The following is a 16,509-nucleotide window of genomic DNA, read 5'->3' as shown; positions in this document are numbered from 1 at the left end:
CTGTCGGAAGTGATCGACGGTGGTCGTGGTGGTGGCCGGGTGAGGGGTCCACCGGACGGGATCCGCCCGGGAGATCCGGTGAGGTTGTGGAGGAGATGTGGAAGGTGAGCCGACGGCCGAGCTGGTCCGGGCGCAACTACGGCGGCTGCGGCTGAACGCCGACCTGAGTCAGGAGGAGTTCGGGAAACTGGTCCACTTCTCGGGCTCCCAGGTGTCCGCCGTCGAGCTGGGCCAACGGCCGCTCGACCGGTTCTTCCTCAAGCGCGCCGACGAGGTGCTCGGCACGGGCGGGCTGCTGACCTCCCTGCTCAAGCTGGCCGAGCGCGACGGCCAGCCAAGCTGGTTCCGCCCCTGGCTCGAAGCAGAACGCCAGGCCCAGCAGCTCTGGTGCTACCACCCGACACTCATTCCCGGCCTGCTGCAGACCGAGAACTACGCCCGCAGGGTGATCCGGGCAGACGACATGCTCACCGAGGACGAGGTGGAGAAGCGCGTGGCAGTGCGACTCGATCGCCAGGCTGTTCTCAGCCAGCCACACCCGCCCAAGTTCGTGGCGGTGATCGAGGAAGCGGTTCTTCGTCGGGCCGACGAGAGCTTCCGAGGTCTGATGACCCAGCAGATCAGTCATCTGTTGCAGTGCCTCGATCGCCCGCACATCAGCGTTCACGTCATCCCCGCAGAGGTGAGCACCCACGTCGGGCTCGCCGGCCCGTTCACCGTCGCGCGAGGGAGTGACGGCGGATGGGTCGGCCATCTGGAGAACCAACTCGGTGGCGCGACCATCGATAGGGATGAAGAGGTAGCTATCCTCACGGACAGGTGGGAGAGCGTGCGCAGCGAGGCGCTGCCTCGACGGCAGTCGGTCGAGCTGATGAAGGAAGTGATGACGTCATGGAGCTGACTGGTGCGATCTGGCGCAAGTCCACCCGCAGCGGCAACGGGGAGTGCGTCGAGGTGGCCGACAATTTGGCCGGGGTCGTCGGGGTTCGGGACAGCAAGGACCGGAGCGGTCCCGTGCTGACCTTCGACCCCCGGGCGTGGCGGTCGTTCGTGGAGTTCACTCGGCGGCGTTGACCAACATCGACTCCGTTTCGGCGATCTGGCGGTATCGCTGACGTTCGGATACCCCAATGTCGCCGACATCGAGTCGATCACCGAGGCCGGGGACGTGTTGATCGTCCGGCAACCGGTCAGCAGAAACCGTACGGGGCGGACCACCGATGGGGTCCGCCCCGCAGCAGCGGCGATCAGCTTTCGACGGTGGTCAGCGCGTACTTCGCCTGGTTGTTGCTCTCGTCGTTGTCACCCTGGCCGTTGCTGACATCCAGGACACCCGAGGCGGGCTGCCCGCCCCCGGCAAACCGCAGGGTGTAGGTGATCGTCAGCGACTTGCCCGGCGCAATCGGGGGGAGCACGCAGAGCATGACCGTGGGCGGCCCGCTGTCCTGCACGGACGCCTTGTTGTTCAGCACGCCGCGGACCTTCGTCAGGGAGACCGACCTCGGCAGGGTCAGGCGGATACTCGGCTGGTCGATGGCGACCTTCCCGATGTTTCTGACCGTCACCACGAGATCGCCCTGGTAGCTGTTGTCCGCCTGCTTCACGAGCGTCGTCGGACCGGCCGCCACCTTCAAGTCGATCGACACCTTCGGGAAGCTCCTCGGGCCGTCGGTCTGGTGGAACCCGGCACCGCTCCAGCGGTAGCTACGCCACTGCGCGGCGTCGCCGCCGGGCTGGGTGTCGCGCCAGCGCACCCGGACGGTGCCGTCGGCCGCCGTCTGGATTTCCGTGAGCTCTCCGCCTGCCGGGTAGGCGCCGTTGATGGTCACCTGCCCGAGCGTGGCGACCGCGCCGGACTCGGTCCGGTGCAGCGCGACCACCTGCTGGGCCCGCGTCGCGAACGGACTGCACGTGATCAGCACGACCGCGTCCAGGTCACCGTCGCGGTCGACGTCCACGATCGACGGGGTACCGAGCATGCCGAATTCGCCCGGCGAATCCTCCCGGGGCAGGTAGACGCTGCGCCCGTCCTTGAAGCGGTACGTCCCGCCCGGGCAGAAGTCGTCGTTCCACGTGCCGAGGCGGATGTTCGCGTTCCGGACCTCGTCCACCGTCAACGGCGCCCTCGGCGCGTCGGCCGGCTTGACGTCGGACGACGGGCTGGGGCTGGTGACGTCCGGGGTGGGCGTCGGGGTGGCGGTGACCGACGTGGTGGTCGCGGGCAGCGGGTCAGCCCTCCGGTCCGGCATCATCGCGAAGGCGGTGCCGGTGGCCGCGCCGAGCAGCACCAACGCCGCGGCGGAGGTGGCGACGGCGCGCTGGATGCCGATCCGGCGGGACGTCCGCAGCGCGCGGTCCCGCAGGTCGACCGGAGTGACCTCGTCGGCCAGTTCGGCCAGGTCGAGCCGGAGACGCTGGTCGTTCATCGGGCACTCCCTTCCAGGACGTACAGCTCGGCGAGTTCGGGTGCGACGGTGCGCAACTTGGCCAGGGCCTTCGAGGTCTGGCTCTTCACGGTGCCGACGGTGACCCCGAGCATCTCGGCGGCCTCCACTTCGGTGCGGTCCTCGAAGAACCGCATCACCAACACGGCCCGCTGCTTCGGCGAGAGCTTGGCAAGCGCCGCCCGCAGGGTCAGCCGCAGCGTGGTCTGGCTGGCGTGGTCGGGGGCCGAGTCGCCTCCGCGTGGTTCGGGCAGGTCGCCCGTCATCGACTCGGGTACCCGACGGCGTCGCCACCAGGACACTTGCAGGTGATACATGGTCTTGCGGGTGTACGCCTCCGCGTTGCCGCTGTGGTGCAGTCGGTTCCAGGAGCGGTGGGTCCGGGCCAACGCCGACTGGACGAGGTCCTCGGCCAGGTGCTGGTCACCGGTCAGCAGGTAGGCCGAGCGCAGCAGCGCCGGCGTTCGGGTACGGACGAACGAGTCGAACTCACTCAGCAGCGGGTCCACACGAGCCGATCCTTGGGGGTAGTCGTTGATGACTTCCCAGACGCCACCCCGGGATCGCCGGGTTGCCGCCCGGGCAGCCGTTTCCGGCGAAAGTCTCGGCGACGAGCGGCGCAATAGGGTCGCCGCCCCCGCCGCACCGCTCGTAAGCTGCGCCGATGCTGCTTCGCATGTCGACCCTGCTGCTCCGGACCCTGCGCGAGGACCCGGCCGACGCGGAGGTGCCGAGCCACCGGCTGCTGCTGCGCGCCGGCTACATCCGCCGCGCCGCCGCGGGCGGCTACACCTGGCTGCCGCTGGGCAAGCTGGTGCTGGACCGGATCACCGAGGTCGTCCGGCAGGAGATGACCGCGATCGGCGACCAGGAGGTGCACTTCCCGGCGCTGCTGCCGGCGGAGCCCTACCGGACCAGCGGCCGGTGGACGGAGTACGGCGACGACATCTTCACCCTCGCCGACCGCAAGGGCGCCGAGCACCTGCTCGCCCCCACCCACGAAGAGCTGGCCGCGCTGCTGGTGAAGGACCTCTTCACCTCCTACCGGGACTTCCCGGTGACGCTGTTCCAGGTGCAGACGAAGTTCCGGGACGAGGCCCGTCCCCGGGCCGGGCTGCTGCGCGGGCGGGAGTTCCTGATGAAGGACGCCTACTCGTTCGACCTGGACGAGACCGGGTTGCAGGCGGCGTACGACCGGCACCGCGCCGCGTACCAGAAGGTCTTCGACCGGCTCGGCCTGACGTACACCGTGGTGCACGCGATGTCCGGGGCGATGGGCGGATCGGCGTCCGAGGAGTTCCTGGCCGCCACGCCGGTCGGCGAGGACACCTTCGTCGGCTGCACCGCCTGTGACTACGCGGCGAACACCGAGGCGGTCACCACCCGGGCACCGGTCACCGGCGACCCGTTCGCGCATCCGGCGGCGGAGGCGCACGACACCCCGGACACGCCCACCATCGCCAGCCTGGTGGAGCTGGCCAACAGCCGACGGCTCGGTGGGCGGGACGACTGGACGGCCGCGGACACCCTGAAGAACGTGGTGCTGACCGTACGCCGACCGGGCAGCGACGGGGCCGAGTTGCTGGTGATCGGGGTGCCAGGTGACCGCGAGGTGGACCTGAAGCGGCTCGGCGCCGCGCTGCACCCGGCCACGGTGGCCGTCTTCGAGGGCTGGGACGAGCAGCCCGAGCTGGTCCGTGGCTACATCGGTCCGCAGGTCCTCGGCAAGCTCGGCATCCGTTACCTGGTCGACCCCCGGGTGGCCCCCGGCTCGGCCTGGCTGACCGGGGCGAACGAGCCGGGGCGGCACGCGGTCAACGTGGTCAGCGGCCGGGACTTCACCCCGGACGGCACCATCGAGGCCGCCGAGGTGCGGGCCGGTGACCCCTGCCCGGCCTGCGCCGACGGTGAGTTGACCATCCGACGGGGCATCGAGATCGGGCACATCTTCCAGCTCGGCCGCCGGTTCACCGACGCGTTCGCGGTGGACGTGCTCGGTCCGCAGGGCAAGCCAGTGCGGCCGACCATGGGCTGCTACGGCATCGGGGTGTCCCGGGCGGTGGCCGCGGTCGCCGAGCAGCACCACGACGACCGGGGGCTGGTCTGGCCGGCGGCGATCGCGCCGTGCGACGTACACCTGGTGGCCGCCGGCAAGGGGCCGCAGCTGGACGCGGCGGTCGAGCTGGGCGGCCGGCTCGCGGCGGCGGGCCTGCGGGTGCTGGTCGACGACCGCACCCACGTCTCCGCCGGGGTGAAGTTCACCGACGCGGAGCTGATCGGCATCCCGCGCGCCGTCGTGGTGGGCCGCCGCCTCGCCGACGGTTACGTCGAGCTGCGGGACCGGGCCACCGGCGAGCGGACCGAGCTGCCGGTGGCCGAGCTGCTGGACCGGCTGACCGGTGAGGTGTCCGGAAACCGGGTGTAGCCGCCGCGTCACGGGGTACCGCAGTCGGATCGGCGTATGCGTATTCGGAGGCTCTCATGACCGGTTACCGGGTCAGCGACGTGATGACCAGGCAGGTGGTCTACCTGTCCGCGGAGACCACCCTGGACGAGGCGGCCAAGGTGATGAAGGAAGCCGACATCGGCGACGTGGTGGTGACCGACGGCTCCAGCCTCGCCGGGGTGCTCACCGACCGGGACATCGTGGTCCGGGCGGTGGCCGAGCGGGCCGATCCGGCCACCACCACGCTCGGCTCGATCATCACCCGCGAGGTGGTGATGATCGAGCAGCACTCCACGGCCAGCGAGGCGGCGGCATTGATGCGCGAACGCGGCATCCGGCGGGTGTTGGTCTGCGACACCGACCGCAAGCTGGTCGGCATCGTCTCCCTCGGCGACCTGGCGATGCAGCTCGACCCGCAGTCCGCGTTGAGCGAGATCAGCGAACAGTCGCCGACTGTCTGAATCGACGGTCGGGGCCCCCGCCGGTACCGGTGGGGGCCGGTGATCAACAGCGGTAGCCTCGACGCATGTCCGCCATGCCGGCCAGGTTGGCCGAGATCGTCGACGAGTTCGCCGCCGCCCCCCGGGACGTGGTGCTCGAGATGCTGCTGGAGTACGCCGACGTCATCCCGCCGCTGCCGCCCGGCTCGGCCGAGCGGGAGGGCATGGAGCAGGTGCCGGAGTGCCAGACGTCCTTCTTCCTGCGCGCCCGGGTGACACCCGAGAAGACGGTGGAGACGCTCTTCGACTGCCCGCCCGAGGCGCCGACCACCCGGGCGTTCGCCGGCATCCTGGCCGAGGGGCTGGCCGGGGCGAGCGCCGACGAGGTGCTCGCCGTCCCGGACGACCTCTATCAGCGGATGGGGCTGGCCCAGGCGATCAGCCCGTTGCGGGTCCGGGGCGGCACGGCCATCCTGGCCCGGCTCAAGCGCCAGGTCCGGGAACAAGTCAACTGAGCGGGGAGTTGCCACCGATCATGGAGATCGAGATCTACGCCGACGTGGTCTGCCCGTGGTGCTACATCGGCAAGCGCCGGCTCGACGAGGCGGTGGAGTCGTACGACGGCCAGGTGACCGTCCGCTACCGCCCGTTCCAGCTCGACCCGTCGCCGGTGGCCGACCCGGTTCCGGTGGTCGACGCGCTCGCCGCCAAGTTCGGCGGCCCGGACACCGCCCGGCAGATGATCGGCCGAGTGACCCAGGTGGCCGCGGGGGCGGGGCTCAAGCTCGACTACGACCGGGCGATCGCCGCGAACACCTTCGACGCCCACCGGCTGGTCCGCTACGCCACCGAGCGCGGCCGGGCCGGCGAGATGATCGACGCGCTCTACCGGGCACACTTCGTCGACGGGATCGACGTGGGCTCGCACGAGGCCCTGGCCATGCTCGCCGAGCAGGTCGGTCTGGACGGCGCCGACGCGCGCCGGTTCCTCGACTCCGACCAGGGCACCCGGGAGGTGGGCGCCGATCTGGCCGCCGCCCGCGACCTCGGGGTCAGCAGCGTGCCGACATTCGTGCTCGCCGGCAAGTACGCGATCCAGGGCGCCCAGGACACCGCCACGCTGCTCGCCGCGTTCGCCGAGGTCGAGCGCCGGGAATCCGCGGCCGGCTGACCGGCCACCCGGGCTGACCAGCCCCGACCCCGCCGGTAGATCGACACCTGTGATGTTTCACGTGCAACGGTATCGATGTCGACGAGTGGCCGGGTCGGTCGGTGACCGTCCGGCCGATCAGGCCGGACGGGCCAGATTCTCGATCACCTGGGCACCGGGGAGCGCACCCACCGCCGGCCCGGGCAGGGCGATCTTGCTGTGCCGCACCCCCGAACCGATGATCACGTGTGGCATGGCGATCACCCGGGAGTCGACCAGGATCGGCCACTGCGCCGGCAGGCCGATGGGGGTGATCCCGCCGTACTCCATGCCGGTCAGCTCGACCGCATCGGCCATCGGCGCGAAGCTGGCCTTCCGCACGTCGAGCGCCCGGCGGGCCACCCCGTTCACGTCGGCCCGGGTGGTGGCGAGGATGACGCAGGCCGCGTAGCGGACGACGCCCTCGCGCTTGCCGGCCACCACCACACAGTTGGCCGAGACGTCCAGCCCCACCTCGTAGGCCGCGCAGAACGCGGCGGTGTCGGCGAGGTCGGCGTCGATCGGCGCGACCAGCACGTCGTCCACGTCCACTGGCGCGTCGGCGGGCCACTCCGCGAGCGCCGCGGCGACCGGCGGAGCGAGCAGGTCGAGGCGGGTCCGGGCGGGTTCGGTCTTCAGCGTCCCCATCACGGGTGCGATCCTCGCACCCGCGACCCCGCCCCGCCCACCCGAAGCGCCGGAACGCCCCGACGGTGCGGCTCGGGCCCGGCCGTGCGGCGCCGAGCGCGGCTCAGCTGCCGGCGAGGAAGGCATTTTCCTTCATGAAGGTGCGGTCCCGGTTGGTGGCCAGTTCCTCGGCCCGCAGCGCCTGAGCGCGGCGAACCTCCAGGTCCTCCATGCCGTGCCGGACGGCGAGCCGGATCACGCCGTAGAGGAAGACGAAGCCGAAGCAGTAAAGGATGACAGCGGTGACGACAGCGAACATGCCGTCACGCTAGGCCGAACGTGAACGGGGATTCTTCTCATCTCCGGTCGGTTCCCCCGTACGTGTCCGCCAGGTGGTCCGCCCAGGTCCGGGTGCCCCGGGGCAGCGCCTCGGTGACCAGCCCGCCGGCCCGCAGCGCGCGACCGAGCTTCCCCGGGACCCACACCGGCAGCAGCGGCCGACGCGAACGCCGGGCGGCCCGCCAGGCGCGTGCCGCCTCGTCGACGCGGAGCACCTCCGGCCCGCCGTACTCCTCGATCCCGCGCAGCGGCCCCGCGACCAGCCGGGCCGCGAGCCGGGCCGCCACCTCACCCGGGTCCACCGGCTGGGCGAGGACCGCGCGGTCCGCGATCGTCGGGCCCAGCCGGCTCATCGTGGTCAACAGACCTTCGAGGAACTCCGGGAACTGGGTGGCCCGCAGCACCGACCACGGCACCGGACCGGCCGCGACCACCTGCTCGGCGGCGAGCTTGTGCCGGTAGTACGAGAAGGGCACCCGGTCCACCCCGACGATGGAGATGAAGACCAGGTGCCGCACCCCGGCCTCTCCGGCGGCCACCACGAGCCGCCGGGTGCCCAGCACGTCCACCTGATACGTACGCCGCCCCTGGTCCGAGGCCGACGCCAGGTGCAGAACGGCGTCGACCCCGGCCACCGCCTCGGGCAGCCCCGCACCGGTGGCCAGGTCGGTCACCACCCACTCCACCACCGGATCGGTACGCGGTCGCCGGCTCGTCGCCCGTACGGCGATGCCGTCCTCGATCAGCCGCGGCAGCACCTCTCGGCCGAGGCGGCCCCCGGCCCCGGTCACCAGCACCCTCATCTCGTCCTCCTCGTCAGGCTCGACTCCCAGTTCCCACCGGCCCGCCGTCCTGACGACGTCGCCCGACCGGAGGTGACCGGTTCGCGCCGGCGGGTCACCACCCGCTCGCCTCAGCGCAGCAGATCCATCGCCGTCACCAGCGCGAAGAACGCGATCACGACCTCGCTGACCACCCACGCGTGCTCGTCGGCCCAGTCCCGGATCCGGGGCAACGCCCTACCGGCTCGGCCGCCGGCCAGCAGCAGGACGAGCAGCGGCAGGGCGAGCAGCACGAGGGTCAGCAGGATGAACGGCAGCAGGTGCCACCACGCCAGACTGTGCCGGGCAGCGCTCGCGCCGACCGCCGCCATGGTGAGGTCGTCGCTCGGCGAGGTGGCGATGAGTACCGCCGCGTACCGCGCGGCGTCCCGCGGACCGGCGTGCCGCAGCCGCCGCATCCACCGCGGCGGGCCGGTCTCGTGCCGGCGCAGGTAGACGATCACCGCCAGCACGACCAGCAGCGCCAGCACCGCCCAGTCGATCCGGCTCGCGGTCCGCTCGAACCGGCTCGCGTCGGCCTCCGCGTCCCCGGTCGGGCCGCGCAACACCCTGGTGACCACCCAGCTCACCGTCACCCCGACGGTGACCACCGCCCCCGCCCCGCCCAGATACCCGAGCGAGGCGGCGCGTGGCCGGTCGGCCGAGGCGAGCAACACCGCCGTGACCAGTTGCGTCCCGGCGACCATCACCACGGCCAGCGGCAGGATGGTCAGGAAGTTCATCGCCCGCCCATCCTCCCGGCCCGGCGGGCGGCCCAGCGCCGGTTCGCCGGGATCACCGCTGCCCCGCGCCTCACCGCCCGGGTCAGCGGGCGACGGGTACGACCCGGCCGGCCAGCGCGGCGCCGAGCAGCGCGAGGCCGGCGGCCACCGCGAGCGTCGTCAGGTAGCTGCCCGGGCCGGGTGCCGCCCCCGCAGCGAGCACCGCACCGGTCAGCGCCAGCACGGTCGCCGCGAAGAGCGAGTCGCCCAGTTGCAGCGACGAGCTGTTGCGGCCCTGCTCACCCGGGGCGGACAGCTCCAGGGTGAGCACCGACAGCGAGGGGTAGAGCAGTCCCATGCCCATCCCGGCGACCGCCCAGCCGAACACACCGACCGCGACCGGTACCCCGGGCGCGACGGCGAGCGTGAACGTGCCGATGCCGGCCGTGATGCACGCCAACCCGACGCGGGGCAGGGTGGCCCGGGAGGCCGGCGCCGGGATCCGGCCCTGCACCCAGGAACCCGCCGACCAGGCCACCGCCCCGACGGTGAGGACCAACCCGGCCGCGGTCGGCGAGAGGCCGCGTTCCCGGGAGAGCATCAGCGGGATCACCACCTCCGCCCCGACGAAGGCAGCCGACGCCAGGCCACGCAGCCCGATGACGGTGGGCAGCCCACGGGCCGCGCGGAGGAACCCGGCCGGCAGCAGTCGCGGCGCGCAGAGCAGCAGCCCGACAATCGCGACCGCGGTGACCACCGCGGCGCTCGCGCCGCGCTGCTGACCCCCGATGTGCAGCAGTGCGGCGCTGGCACCCGCCCCACAGGCCCAGCCGATCCGCGCCATCGCGCCCGCCGGCACGCCGGTCGCCGCGGTCCGGGCGATCGAACGCAGGCCCGGATGGATGAGCAGCCCGGCCGGCACGGCCACCGCCGGCACCGCCAGGAACACCCAACGCCAGCCCAGGTGCTCCACGATGAGGCCGGCCACCGCCGGCCCGACCAGCGACGGCACAACCCACGCGGCGGCGAAGGCGGCGAAGATCCGCCGGTGCAGCTCCTCCGGGTACGCCTGGGCGACGATCACGTACAGCGCCACCGACAGCAGTCCGGAGCCGAAGCCCTGCACCACCCGGCCGACGACCAGCATCCCCATCACCGGCGCGGTGCCCGCGATGACCAGGCCGGCCACGAACCAGACCAGCCCGTGCCACATCGGCGAGCGCGGCCCCCGGGCGTCGCACCAGATGCCCGAGAGCACCATGGCCAGGACGCCGGCGGCGAACGAGCCACCGAAGGCCAACCCGTACAGGGCGAACCCGTCGAGGCTGCGGGCCACGGTCGGCATCGCCGTACCGACCGCCAGCGCCTCGAAGGCGAGCAACGAGATCAGGGCGACGCTGCCCACGGTCATCGCGCGCAGGCGGGGGGCGAAGAGCCCCGGCGCCGCCACCGCGGGCGTGTCCGTGGCGGTCACCGCCGCTCACCCGACGGTTCGGCCCAAAGCAGGTCGATCAGCATTCGCCAAGCCTGCGACCTGAACCCGGATTGAAGTCAACCGGGCGGTGACGAGCCTCTCGTCAGCCGGCCTGCAACGCCTCGCCGAAGCCCTTCACCAACCCTGAGAAGTGCTGGTCGGCGAGGAGGTGCCCGGCGGTGATCACCAGCGCGATCGGCCACTCGATGACCTGGAGCGCGGCGAGCACCCCCAACCCCGCGTAATAGGCGACTTTGTCGGCGGGTGGCACCGCCACCTCGCCCAGTATCGGCATCCGCACCCGCCGGCTGAAGATCTGGACCGTTTCGCGGCCCCCGTTGAGATGTCGGGTCAGTGTGCTCATGTCGGGCCTCCCCATTGACGGCGGAGCCCGTCGATTTCCACCGCCGATCCTGTTCATGCGCCGTCGGCGGCGGAAAATTCCCCTGCTCGGGGGGCATAACGGACGGTACGTCGGGAAGCCAGGCCGCTGGACGCGACGCGTGGGAGGCGAGATGGCGCACGGCGGGCACAGGAGAATCGGGGAGCCAGGCCGGCACCCGTCCGGCCGTACGCCTCGATGACGTCCGTGCGCGGCGTCGCCGGTCGGCTGCTCCCGCCGGTCGGCGTACCACGGCTGGTCGAGGAGGCGTCGCGCGGCGTCGGCTCCACCGCGATCCGGCTGGCCCGGATGACCGGGCTGACCCGGCGTCGGGTCTGGTCCCGGCCCGGTCGGCACCACATCGAGGTGCACGGCGTCTGCCAGGACGGCGGCGACACCCTGGCCCGGCACGTGGAGTCGGCGCTGGAGCAGATGCCGGGCGTCTCCTGGGCCCGGGTGAACGCGCCGTCCGGTCGGGTGGTCGTCGCCCTCGAATCACCCGAGCCGAAGCTGCGCGAGCTGATCGCGACGATCGCCCGCGCCGAGCGCACCTGCCCGTACGAGCCCGACCCGGAGGTGCCGCCGCCGCACCCGCCCGAGGAGGGTCCGCGTACCCCGCGAACGCTCGGCGCGCTCGCCTCCGACGCGCTGGGTCTGACCATCTCCGCGGCCACCCGGATCCTGCCCTTCGCACCAGTGCCCGGCGAGGTCGCCGGCCTGCTCGGCGCGGTGGACCTGCATCCTCGGCTGCACGCGCTGGCCGGGCGGGGCCTGCGCGCCGACCCCCGGGCCGACCTGATCTTCCCGCTGGCCGAGGCGGTGGTGCAGGGGCTCACCGGTGGGTGGGCCGGGATCGTGCTCGACAGCGCCCAGCGGATCGTGCAGTGGGGTGAGGACCGCGCCCAGCTCGCCGTCTGGGAGGAGGCCGAGCCCCGGCTGACCGGCGACCCGGAACACGCCGTCGCCCGCTGGCCGGTCGTCGACCGGCCCCGCCCGAAGCCGGACGGTCCGGTCGAGCGCTACAGCATCCGCATGCTGGCCGCCGGGGCCGCCGCCGCCGCGGCCGCCGCCCCGGTGGCCGGGCGGAAACGGGCCGCCGCGCTCGGGCTCTCCAGCCTCCCCAAGGCACCGGGCAGCGGCCGTGAGGGGTACGGCGCACAGCTGGGCCGGATCCTGGCCCGGCGCGGGGTGATCGCCATGGAGCGGGGGGTGCTGCGCGAACTCGACCGGATCGACACGCTGGTGCTGGATGCCGCCGTGCTCGGCTCGGATCGCGGGGTGCTGGCCGACCTGGCCCCGCTGCCCGGCGCGGACACCGGGCAGGTGGCCGAGCGGGCGTTCGCGCTCTTCGACCCGGCGGACCCGGAGCGCCTGCACCAGGCGGACGGTTGGCGGCTCGGCCCGCTTGGCCGGCTCGACGTCGACGACCCGGGCGACACTCCCGACAGCACCCGGCTCCGCTCGGGCGGCGGCCAGTTGCTCGGCCTCGCCGAGGGGGGCACCCTCGCCGCCCTGTTGCGGGTGGAGCCGGAGCCGGCGCCGGGCGTCGACGGTCTGCCCACCGCGGCTCGCCACGCCGGGTTGCGGCTGGTCGTCGCGGGCGACGACGAGCAGCGCTACGGCTTCGCCGACGCGGTCCTGCCCGGCGGCGACCAGTTGGTCGAGTCGGTCCGGTCGCTGCAACGCGACGGCGCGATGGTGATGCTGGTCTCCGGCGACCGGGCGGCCCTCGGCGCGTCGGACTGCGGCCTCGGCGTCTACGGCCCCGACGACCTGCCGCCGTGGGGAGCGCACCTGCTGGTCGGCGAGGACCTGCGGGTGACGGCGCTGCTGATCGAGGCGGCCGGCGTGGCCCGCCGGATGACCGAGCAGAACATCCGGCTGGCGATGGCCGGGACCGGCCTCGGTGCGCTGGGCGCGTTCACCGCCGCGCCCACCCAACTGCCCAACCGGGCCCTGCTGGCGGTCAACGGCGCGGCCGCGCTGGCCTTCGGGCACGGCGTCTGGCGGGCCAGCCGGCTGCCCAAGCCGGCGGACACCCCGGCACCGGTGGCGACCGCCTGGCACCTGATGCCCGTCGAGACCGTCTTCGACCGGCTCGGCACGAGCCCGGACGGGCTGAGCACCGCGGACGCGCAGCAGCGGGGCACCGGCGGCGGGGTGGACGCGCCGGCCTCGGGCGGCCTGCTGCGGGCGTTCGTGGACGAGCTGTCCAACCCGCTCACGCCGGTGCTGGCCGCCGGCGCGGTGCTCTCCGCGTCGTTCGGCTCGCTGGTCGACGCCGGCCTGGTGGGCGGGGTGGTCGGCGGGTCGGCGCTGATCGGCGCCGTGCACCAGCGCAACACGGAACGGTCCCTGGCCGAGCTGCTGTCCCGCTCGGCGGTCACCGCCCGGGTCCGGCGCGACGGCGCGGAGCGGGTGCTGGCCGCCGACGACCTGGTGCCCGGCGACGTGGTCACGTTGGAGCCGGGCGACGCGGTGCCGGCCGACTGCCGGGTGATCGAGTCGGTGGGGCTGGAGGCGGACGAATCCTCGCTGACCGGCGAGTCGCTGCCGGTCGCCAAGACCGACCAGCCGGTGGTCGCCGCCGCCGTCGCGGACCGGCACTCCATGCTCTACGAGGGAACCACGATCGCCGCCGGGCACGGCACGGCCGTGGTGGTGGCGACCGGCGCGGACACCGAGACCGGACGCAGCCTCGCGTTGGCCCGGCAGGCGCCCCCGACCGGTGGCGTGGAGGCCCGGCTCGGCCGGCTGACCAGCGCGGCGATCCCGCTGGCGGCCAGCTCGGCGGTGGCGGTGGCCGGAGCCGGCCTGCTGCGGGGCGTACCGCTGGCGGAGACCGCCGCGACCGCCGCGAACCTGGCCGTGGCCTCCGTGCCGGAAGGGCTGCCGTTCCTGGTCAGCGCCGCGCAGCTGGCCGCCGCCCGGCGGCTCGCCGAGCACGGCGCGCTGGTCCGCAATCCGCGCACCATCGAGGCGCTCGGCCGGGTGGACGTGCTCTGCTTCGACAAGACGGGCACCCTCACCGAGGGGCAGTTGCTGCTCGCCGGGGTCGGTGACGGCGACGGCAGCCGGTACAAGCCGGTGGACCGGCTCGACGACCGACTTCGGCTCACCCTCGGGGCGGCGCTACGGGCCACCCCCTCGGCGGCGAACCCGGAGGAGCTGGCCCAGCAGACCGACCGGGCGGTCCGGCGCGGCGCCGGATCCTCGGGCGTGGTCGAGCAGACCGGCGCGGGCAGCTGGCGTCCGGTCGGCGGGCTGCCCTTCGAACCGTCCCGCGGCTACCACGCCACCGTCGGCGAGTACGACGACGGACTGCTGCTCAGCGTCAAGGGCGCGCCGGAGTCGGTGCTGCCCCGGTGCGCGACTCGGCGCGTCGACGGGCGGGAGGAGTCGCTGGACGACCCCGGTCGCGCCGAACTGCACCGGCTGCTCGCCGAGCGGGCCGGTGCCGGGCATCGCATCCTGGCCGTCGCCGAGTGCCGGGTGGACGAGCGCACGGTCAACGACGACCAGGTGCGCGACCTGAGCTTCGTCGGCTTCCTGGCCCTCGCCGACGGGGTCCGGGAGAGCGCCGCCCCCGCCGTACGCCGGATCCGGCAGGCCGGCGTGCACACCATCATGATCACCGGCGATCACCCGGCGACCGCCGAGGCGATCGCCGCGACCATCACCGAGCACGACGAGCAGCGGGTGGTCACCGCCACCGAACTCGACCAGCTCGACGACGACGCCCTCGCCGAGCGGCTGGCCAACACCGACGTGGTGGCCCGCTGCACCCCTGCGCACAAGGTGCGGATCATCCAGGCGTTGCAGAAGTGCGGGCGTACCGTCGCGATGACCGGCGACGGCGCCAACGACGCGCCCGCGATCCGGCTGGCCGACGTGGGCATCGCCCTCGGCCAACGGGGCACCCCGGCGGCCCGGGCCGCCGCCGACCTGGTGGTCACCGACGACCGGCTGGAGACGATCATCGCCACCCTGGTCGAGGGTCGAGCGATGTGGTCGTCGGTACGGCACGCGCTGAGCATCCTGGTCGGCGGCAACCTCGGCGAGATCGCGTTCAGCGTGCTGACGGCCGCGGCGACCGGCCGGTCCGCGCTCACCGGGCGGCAACTGCTGCTGGTCAACCTGCTCACCGACCTGGCGCCGGCGCTGGCCATCGCGATTCGGCCACCGGCGGCGGACCGCACCGACGGCCTGCTCCGCGAGGGGCCGGACAACTCACTCGGCGCGACGCTCACCCGGGAGATCGGGCTGCGTGCCGCCGCCACCACGCTCGGCGCGACGGCCGGCTGGACGCTGGCCCGCTACACCGGGACTCCCCGACGGGCCGGCACGGTGGCGCTGGTCTCGCTGGTCGGCACGCAGCTCGGCCAGACCGTGCTGGCCGGCGGCACCAGCCCGGCGGTGCTCGCCTCGACGGCGGCGTCGCTCGGAGTGCTGGGCGCCGTCGTGCAGACGCCGGGGCTCAGCCAGTTCTTCGGCTGCACCCCGCTCGGGCCGGTGGGCTGGGGCATCGCCGCCGGATCGGCGTTCGGGGCCACGTTCGCCAACGGCGCGCTCAGCCGGCTGGTGGAGCGGCTACCTCAGATCAAGCCGGAGGGCGACCGGCCGGATGGCGACGACGACGGGTCCGACCCACCACAGCGGTGACCGCCGCTTCGCATGCCGGCAGTGGTTCGCGGGTAACGGCTGTCGGTGGAGGTGGGTGCGGTGGCCGAACAGCCGGAAGTGACCTTCGTCGGGACCGCCACCACGGTGCTGCGGATCGGCGGGTTCACCCTGCTCACCGACCCGAACTTCCTGCATCGGGGGCAGCGGGCCTACCTGGGTAAGGGAATGTGGTCGCGGCGGCGTACCGACCCGGCGCTGAGGATCGCCGACCTGCCGGCGCTGGACGCCGTGGTCCTCTCCCACCTGCACGGTGACCACTTCGACCGGGTGGCCCGCCGGGAGCTGGACCGGGAACTGCCGATCGTCACCACGCCGTCGGCGCAACAGAAGCTGATTCGGTGGGGGTTCCACGGCGCGCTGGGGCTGTCCACCTGGCGCTCGCACGAGCTGCGCCGCGACGGCGAGACGCTGCGGTTGACCTCGATGCCCGGTCAGCACGGCCCCGGCCTCGTGGATCAGCTACTCCCGGACGTGATGGGGACCATGCTCGAACTGTTCCGCGACGGCACCCGGCAGTTCCGCCTCTACGTCACCGGCGACACCCTGAACCGGCCGCAGCTCGCCGCCATCCCCGAGCGGTACCCGGACATCGACGCGATGCTCATCCACCTCGGCGGCACGAAGGTCGCCGGAATCCTGCTGACCATGGACGCTCGACAGGGCGCCGACCTGGTCGAGCTGGTCCGCCCGAAGCTGACGGTGCCCATCCACTACGACGACTACCGGGTCTTCCGCTCGCCGCTGGCGCACTTCGTGGAGGAGGTCCGCCGGCGGGGCCTTGCCCGCCAGGTACGCACCATCGCCCGGGGCGAGACCGTCCCGCTCGTGTCGGCCGGCTGAGGCCGGGACGCCGCCGTCCGAAGTGGGCGGTACGACAGCTCCCGCCCTCCGCGCCGGGCCGGGACATCGCGCACGCCCGCCGACGCGACGGCGATCGCCGCC

16 protein-coding genes are annotated in these 16,509 nt (G+C 73.2%); 8 read left to right on the top strand and 8 right to left on the bottom strand.

Annotation, left to right across the window (positions count from 1 at the left end; genetic code table 11):
- The first annotated feature begins 97 nt into the window (after positions 1-97).
- Together ACIP9D_RS05175 and ACIP9D_RS05170 are read left to right on the top strand one after the other, a co-directional pair.
- Positions 98-901: a helix-turn-helix transcriptional regulator gene (locus ACIP9D_RS05175; protein ID WP_350868628.1), complete on the top strand. Its 804-nt coding sequence runs from the start codon at positions 98-100 to the stop codon at positions 899-901.
- The gene (locus tag ACIP9D_RS05170) at positions 892-1,074 is read left to right on the top strand and encodes a DUF397 domain-containing protein (protein WP_350868630.1); all 183 of its coding nucleotides are present in this window, start codon (positions 892-894) and stop codon (positions 1,072-1,074) included. The genes ACIP9D_RS05175 and ACIP9D_RS05170 overlap by 10 nt, the downstream gene beginning before the upstream one ends.
- A gap of 173 nt (positions 1,075-1,247) precedes the next feature.
- Here ACIP9D_RS05170 and ACIP9D_RS05165 read toward each other — a convergent pair whose 3' ends face one another.
- Both ACIP9D_RS05165 and ACIP9D_RS05160 read right to left on the bottom strand, forming a co-directional pair.
- Positions 1,248-2,426, bottom strand: coding sequence for a hypothetical protein (locus ACIP9D_RS05165; protein WP_350868632.1), 1,179 nt, complete (start codon positions 2,424-2,426; stop codon positions 1,248-1,250).
- Positions 2,423-2,953, bottom strand: a complete 531-nt coding sequence (locus ACIP9D_RS05160) for a SigE family RNA polymerase sigma factor (RefSeq protein WP_350868634.1) — start codon at positions 2,951-2,953, stop codon at positions 2,423-2,425. The genes ACIP9D_RS05165 and ACIP9D_RS05160 overlap by 4 nt, the downstream gene beginning before the upstream one ends.
- Positions 2,954-3,108: 155 nt before the next feature.
- On the opposite strand from ACIP9D_RS05160, the gene ACIP9D_RS05155 reads away from it, so the two are divergent.
- The 4 genes from ACIP9D_RS05155 (at position 3,109) to ACIP9D_RS05140 (ending at position 6,501) form a co-directional block, all read left to right on the top strand.
- A complete protein-coding gene (locus ACIP9D_RS05155) occupies positions 3,109-4,869 on the top strand; it encodes a proline--tRNA ligase (protein ID WP_350868635.1) in 1,761 nt (586 codons plus the stop codon).
- 56 nt (positions 4,870-4,925) lie between these two features.
- Positions 4,926-5,351, top strand: coding sequence for a CBS domain-containing protein (locus ACIP9D_RS05150; protein WP_350868637.1), 426 nt, complete (start codon positions 4,926-4,928; stop codon positions 5,349-5,351).
- A 65-nt stretch (positions 5,352-5,416) separates the two neighbouring features.
- Positions 5,417-5,845, top strand: a complete 429-nt coding sequence (locus tag ACIP9D_RS05145) for a SufE family protein (protein ID WP_350868639.1) — start codon at positions 5,417-5,419, stop codon at positions 5,843-5,845.
- A gap of 20 nt (positions 5,846-5,865) precedes the next feature.
- Entirely contained in the window at positions 5,866-6,501 is a 636-nt protein-coding gene (locus tag ACIP9D_RS05140; RefSeq protein WP_350868641.1) for a DsbA family oxidoreductase, read from the top strand.
- Positions 6,502-6,618: 117 nt separating this feature from the next.
- Here the strand turns inward: ACIP9D_RS05140 and ACIP9D_RS05135 are convergent, their stop codons facing one another.
- The 6 genes from ACIP9D_RS05135 to ACIP9D_RS05110 form a co-directional block, all read right to left on the bottom strand.
- Positions 6,619-7,167: a YbaK/EbsC family protein gene (locus ACIP9D_RS05135; RefSeq protein WP_350868642.1), complete on the bottom strand. Its 549-nt coding sequence runs from the start codon at positions 7,165-7,167 to the stop codon at positions 6,619-6,621.
- Between the two features lie 103 nt (positions 7,168-7,270).
- The gene (locus ACIP9D_RS05130) at positions 7,271-7,465 is read right to left on the bottom strand and encodes a hypothetical protein (protein WP_350868643.1); all 195 of its coding nucleotides are present in this window, start codon (positions 7,463-7,465) and stop codon (positions 7,271-7,273) included.
- A gap of 37 nt (positions 7,466-7,502) precedes the next feature.
- A complete protein-coding gene (locus tag ACIP9D_RS05125; protein ID WP_350868644.1) occupies positions 7,503-8,288 on the bottom strand; it encodes an NAD(P)H-binding protein in 786 nt (261 codons plus the stop codon).
- A 110-nt stretch (positions 8,289-8,398) separates the two neighbouring features.
- A complete protein-coding gene (locus tag ACIP9D_RS05120; RefSeq protein WP_350868645.1) occupies positions 8,399-9,049 on the bottom strand; it encodes a GAP family protein in 651 nt (216 codons plus the stop codon).
- A gap of 82 nt (positions 9,050-9,131) precedes the next feature.
- Positions 9,132-10,502 (bottom strand): MFS transporter, encoded by a 1,371-nt coding sequence (locus tag ACIP9D_RS05115; RefSeq protein ID WP_350868647.1) that lies wholly within the window; start codon positions 10,500-10,502, stop codon positions 9,132-9,134.
- Between the two features lie 103 nt (positions 10,503-10,605).
- Complete coding sequence (locus ACIP9D_RS05110) at positions 10,606-10,866, bottom strand: hypothetical protein (RefSeq protein ID WP_350868648.1); 261 nt, start codon at positions 10,864-10,866, stop codon at positions 10,606-10,608.
- Between the two features lie 216 nt (positions 10,867-11,082).
- Here ACIP9D_RS05110 and ACIP9D_RS05105 point away from each other — a divergent pair, with 216 nt between their 5' ends.
- Entirely contained in the window at positions 11,083-15,546 is a 4,464-nt protein-coding gene (locus ACIP9D_RS05105) for a cation-translocating P-type ATPase (protein WP_350868650.1), read from the top strand.
- A 60-nt stretch (positions 15,547-15,606) separates the two neighbouring features.
- Positions 15,607-16,407 carry an MBL fold metallo-hydrolase gene (locus tag ACIP9D_RS05100; protein ID WP_350868651.1) on the top strand — a complete coding sequence of 267 codons (801 nt, stop codon included), beginning with the start codon at positions 15,607-15,609 and terminating at the stop codon, positions 16,405-16,407.
- The last annotated feature ends 102 nt before the right edge of the window (positions 16,408-16,509 follow it).

The sequence above is a fragment of the Micromonospora sp. NPDC093243 genome (assembly GCF_044753725.1).
GTDB lineage: Bacteria > Actinomycetota > Actinomycetes > Mycobacteriales > Micromonosporaceae > Micromonospora.
Note: the sequence above shows the minus strand (reverse complement) of the source record. Positions and strands in the feature narration are given on the sequence as shown.

Bases quoted from the DNA above. Each gene is read 5' to 3' on its own strand.
- ACIP9D_RS05155 (WP_350868635.1), top strand. From the start codon at position 3,109: ATGCTGCTTCGCATGTCGACCCTGCTGCTCCGGACCCTGCGCGAGGAC.
- ACIP9D_RS05125 (WP_350868644.1), bottom strand. From the start codon at position 8,288: ATGAGGGTGCTGGTGACCGGGGCCGGGGGCCGCCTCGGCCGAGAGGTG.
- ACIP9D_RS05145 (WP_350868639.1), top strand. From the start codon at position 5,417: ATGTCCGCCATGCCGGCCAGGTTGGCCGAGATCGTCGACGAGTTCGCC.
- ACIP9D_RS05130 (WP_350868643.1), bottom strand. From the start codon at position 7,465: ATGTTCGCTGTCGTCACCGCTGTCATCCTTTACTGCTTCGGCTTCGTC.
- ACIP9D_RS05170 (WP_350868630.1), top strand. From the start codon at position 892: ATGGAGCTGACTGGTGCGATCTGGCGCAAGTCCACCCGCAGCGGCAAC.
- ACIP9D_RS05120 (WP_350868645.1), bottom strand. From the start codon at position 9,049: ATGAACTTCCTGACCATCCTGCCGCTGGCCGTGGTGATGGTCGCCGGG.
- ACIP9D_RS05135 (WP_350868642.1), bottom strand. From the start codon at position 7,167: ATGGGGACGCTGAAGACCGAACCCGCCCGGACCCGCCTCGACCTGCTC.
- ACIP9D_RS05150 (WP_350868637.1), top strand. From the start codon at position 4,926: ATGACCGGTTACCGGGTCAGCGACGTGATGACCAGGCAGGTGGTCTAC.
- ACIP9D_RS05110 (WP_350868648.1), bottom strand. From the start codon at position 10,866: ATGAGCACACTGACCCGACATCTCAACGGGGGCCGCGAAACGGTCCAG.
- ACIP9D_RS05140 (WP_350868641.1), top strand. From the start codon at position 5,866: ATGGAGATCGAGATCTACGCCGACGTGGTCTGCCCGTGGTGCTACATC.
- ACIP9D_RS05105 (WP_350868650.1), top strand. From the start codon at position 11,083: ATGACGTCCGTGCGCGGCGTCGCCGGTCGGCTGCTCCCGCCGGTCGGC.
- ACIP9D_RS05165 (WP_350868632.1), bottom strand. From the start codon at position 2,426: ATGAACGACCAGCGTCTCCGGCTCGACCTGGCCGAACTGGCCGACGAG.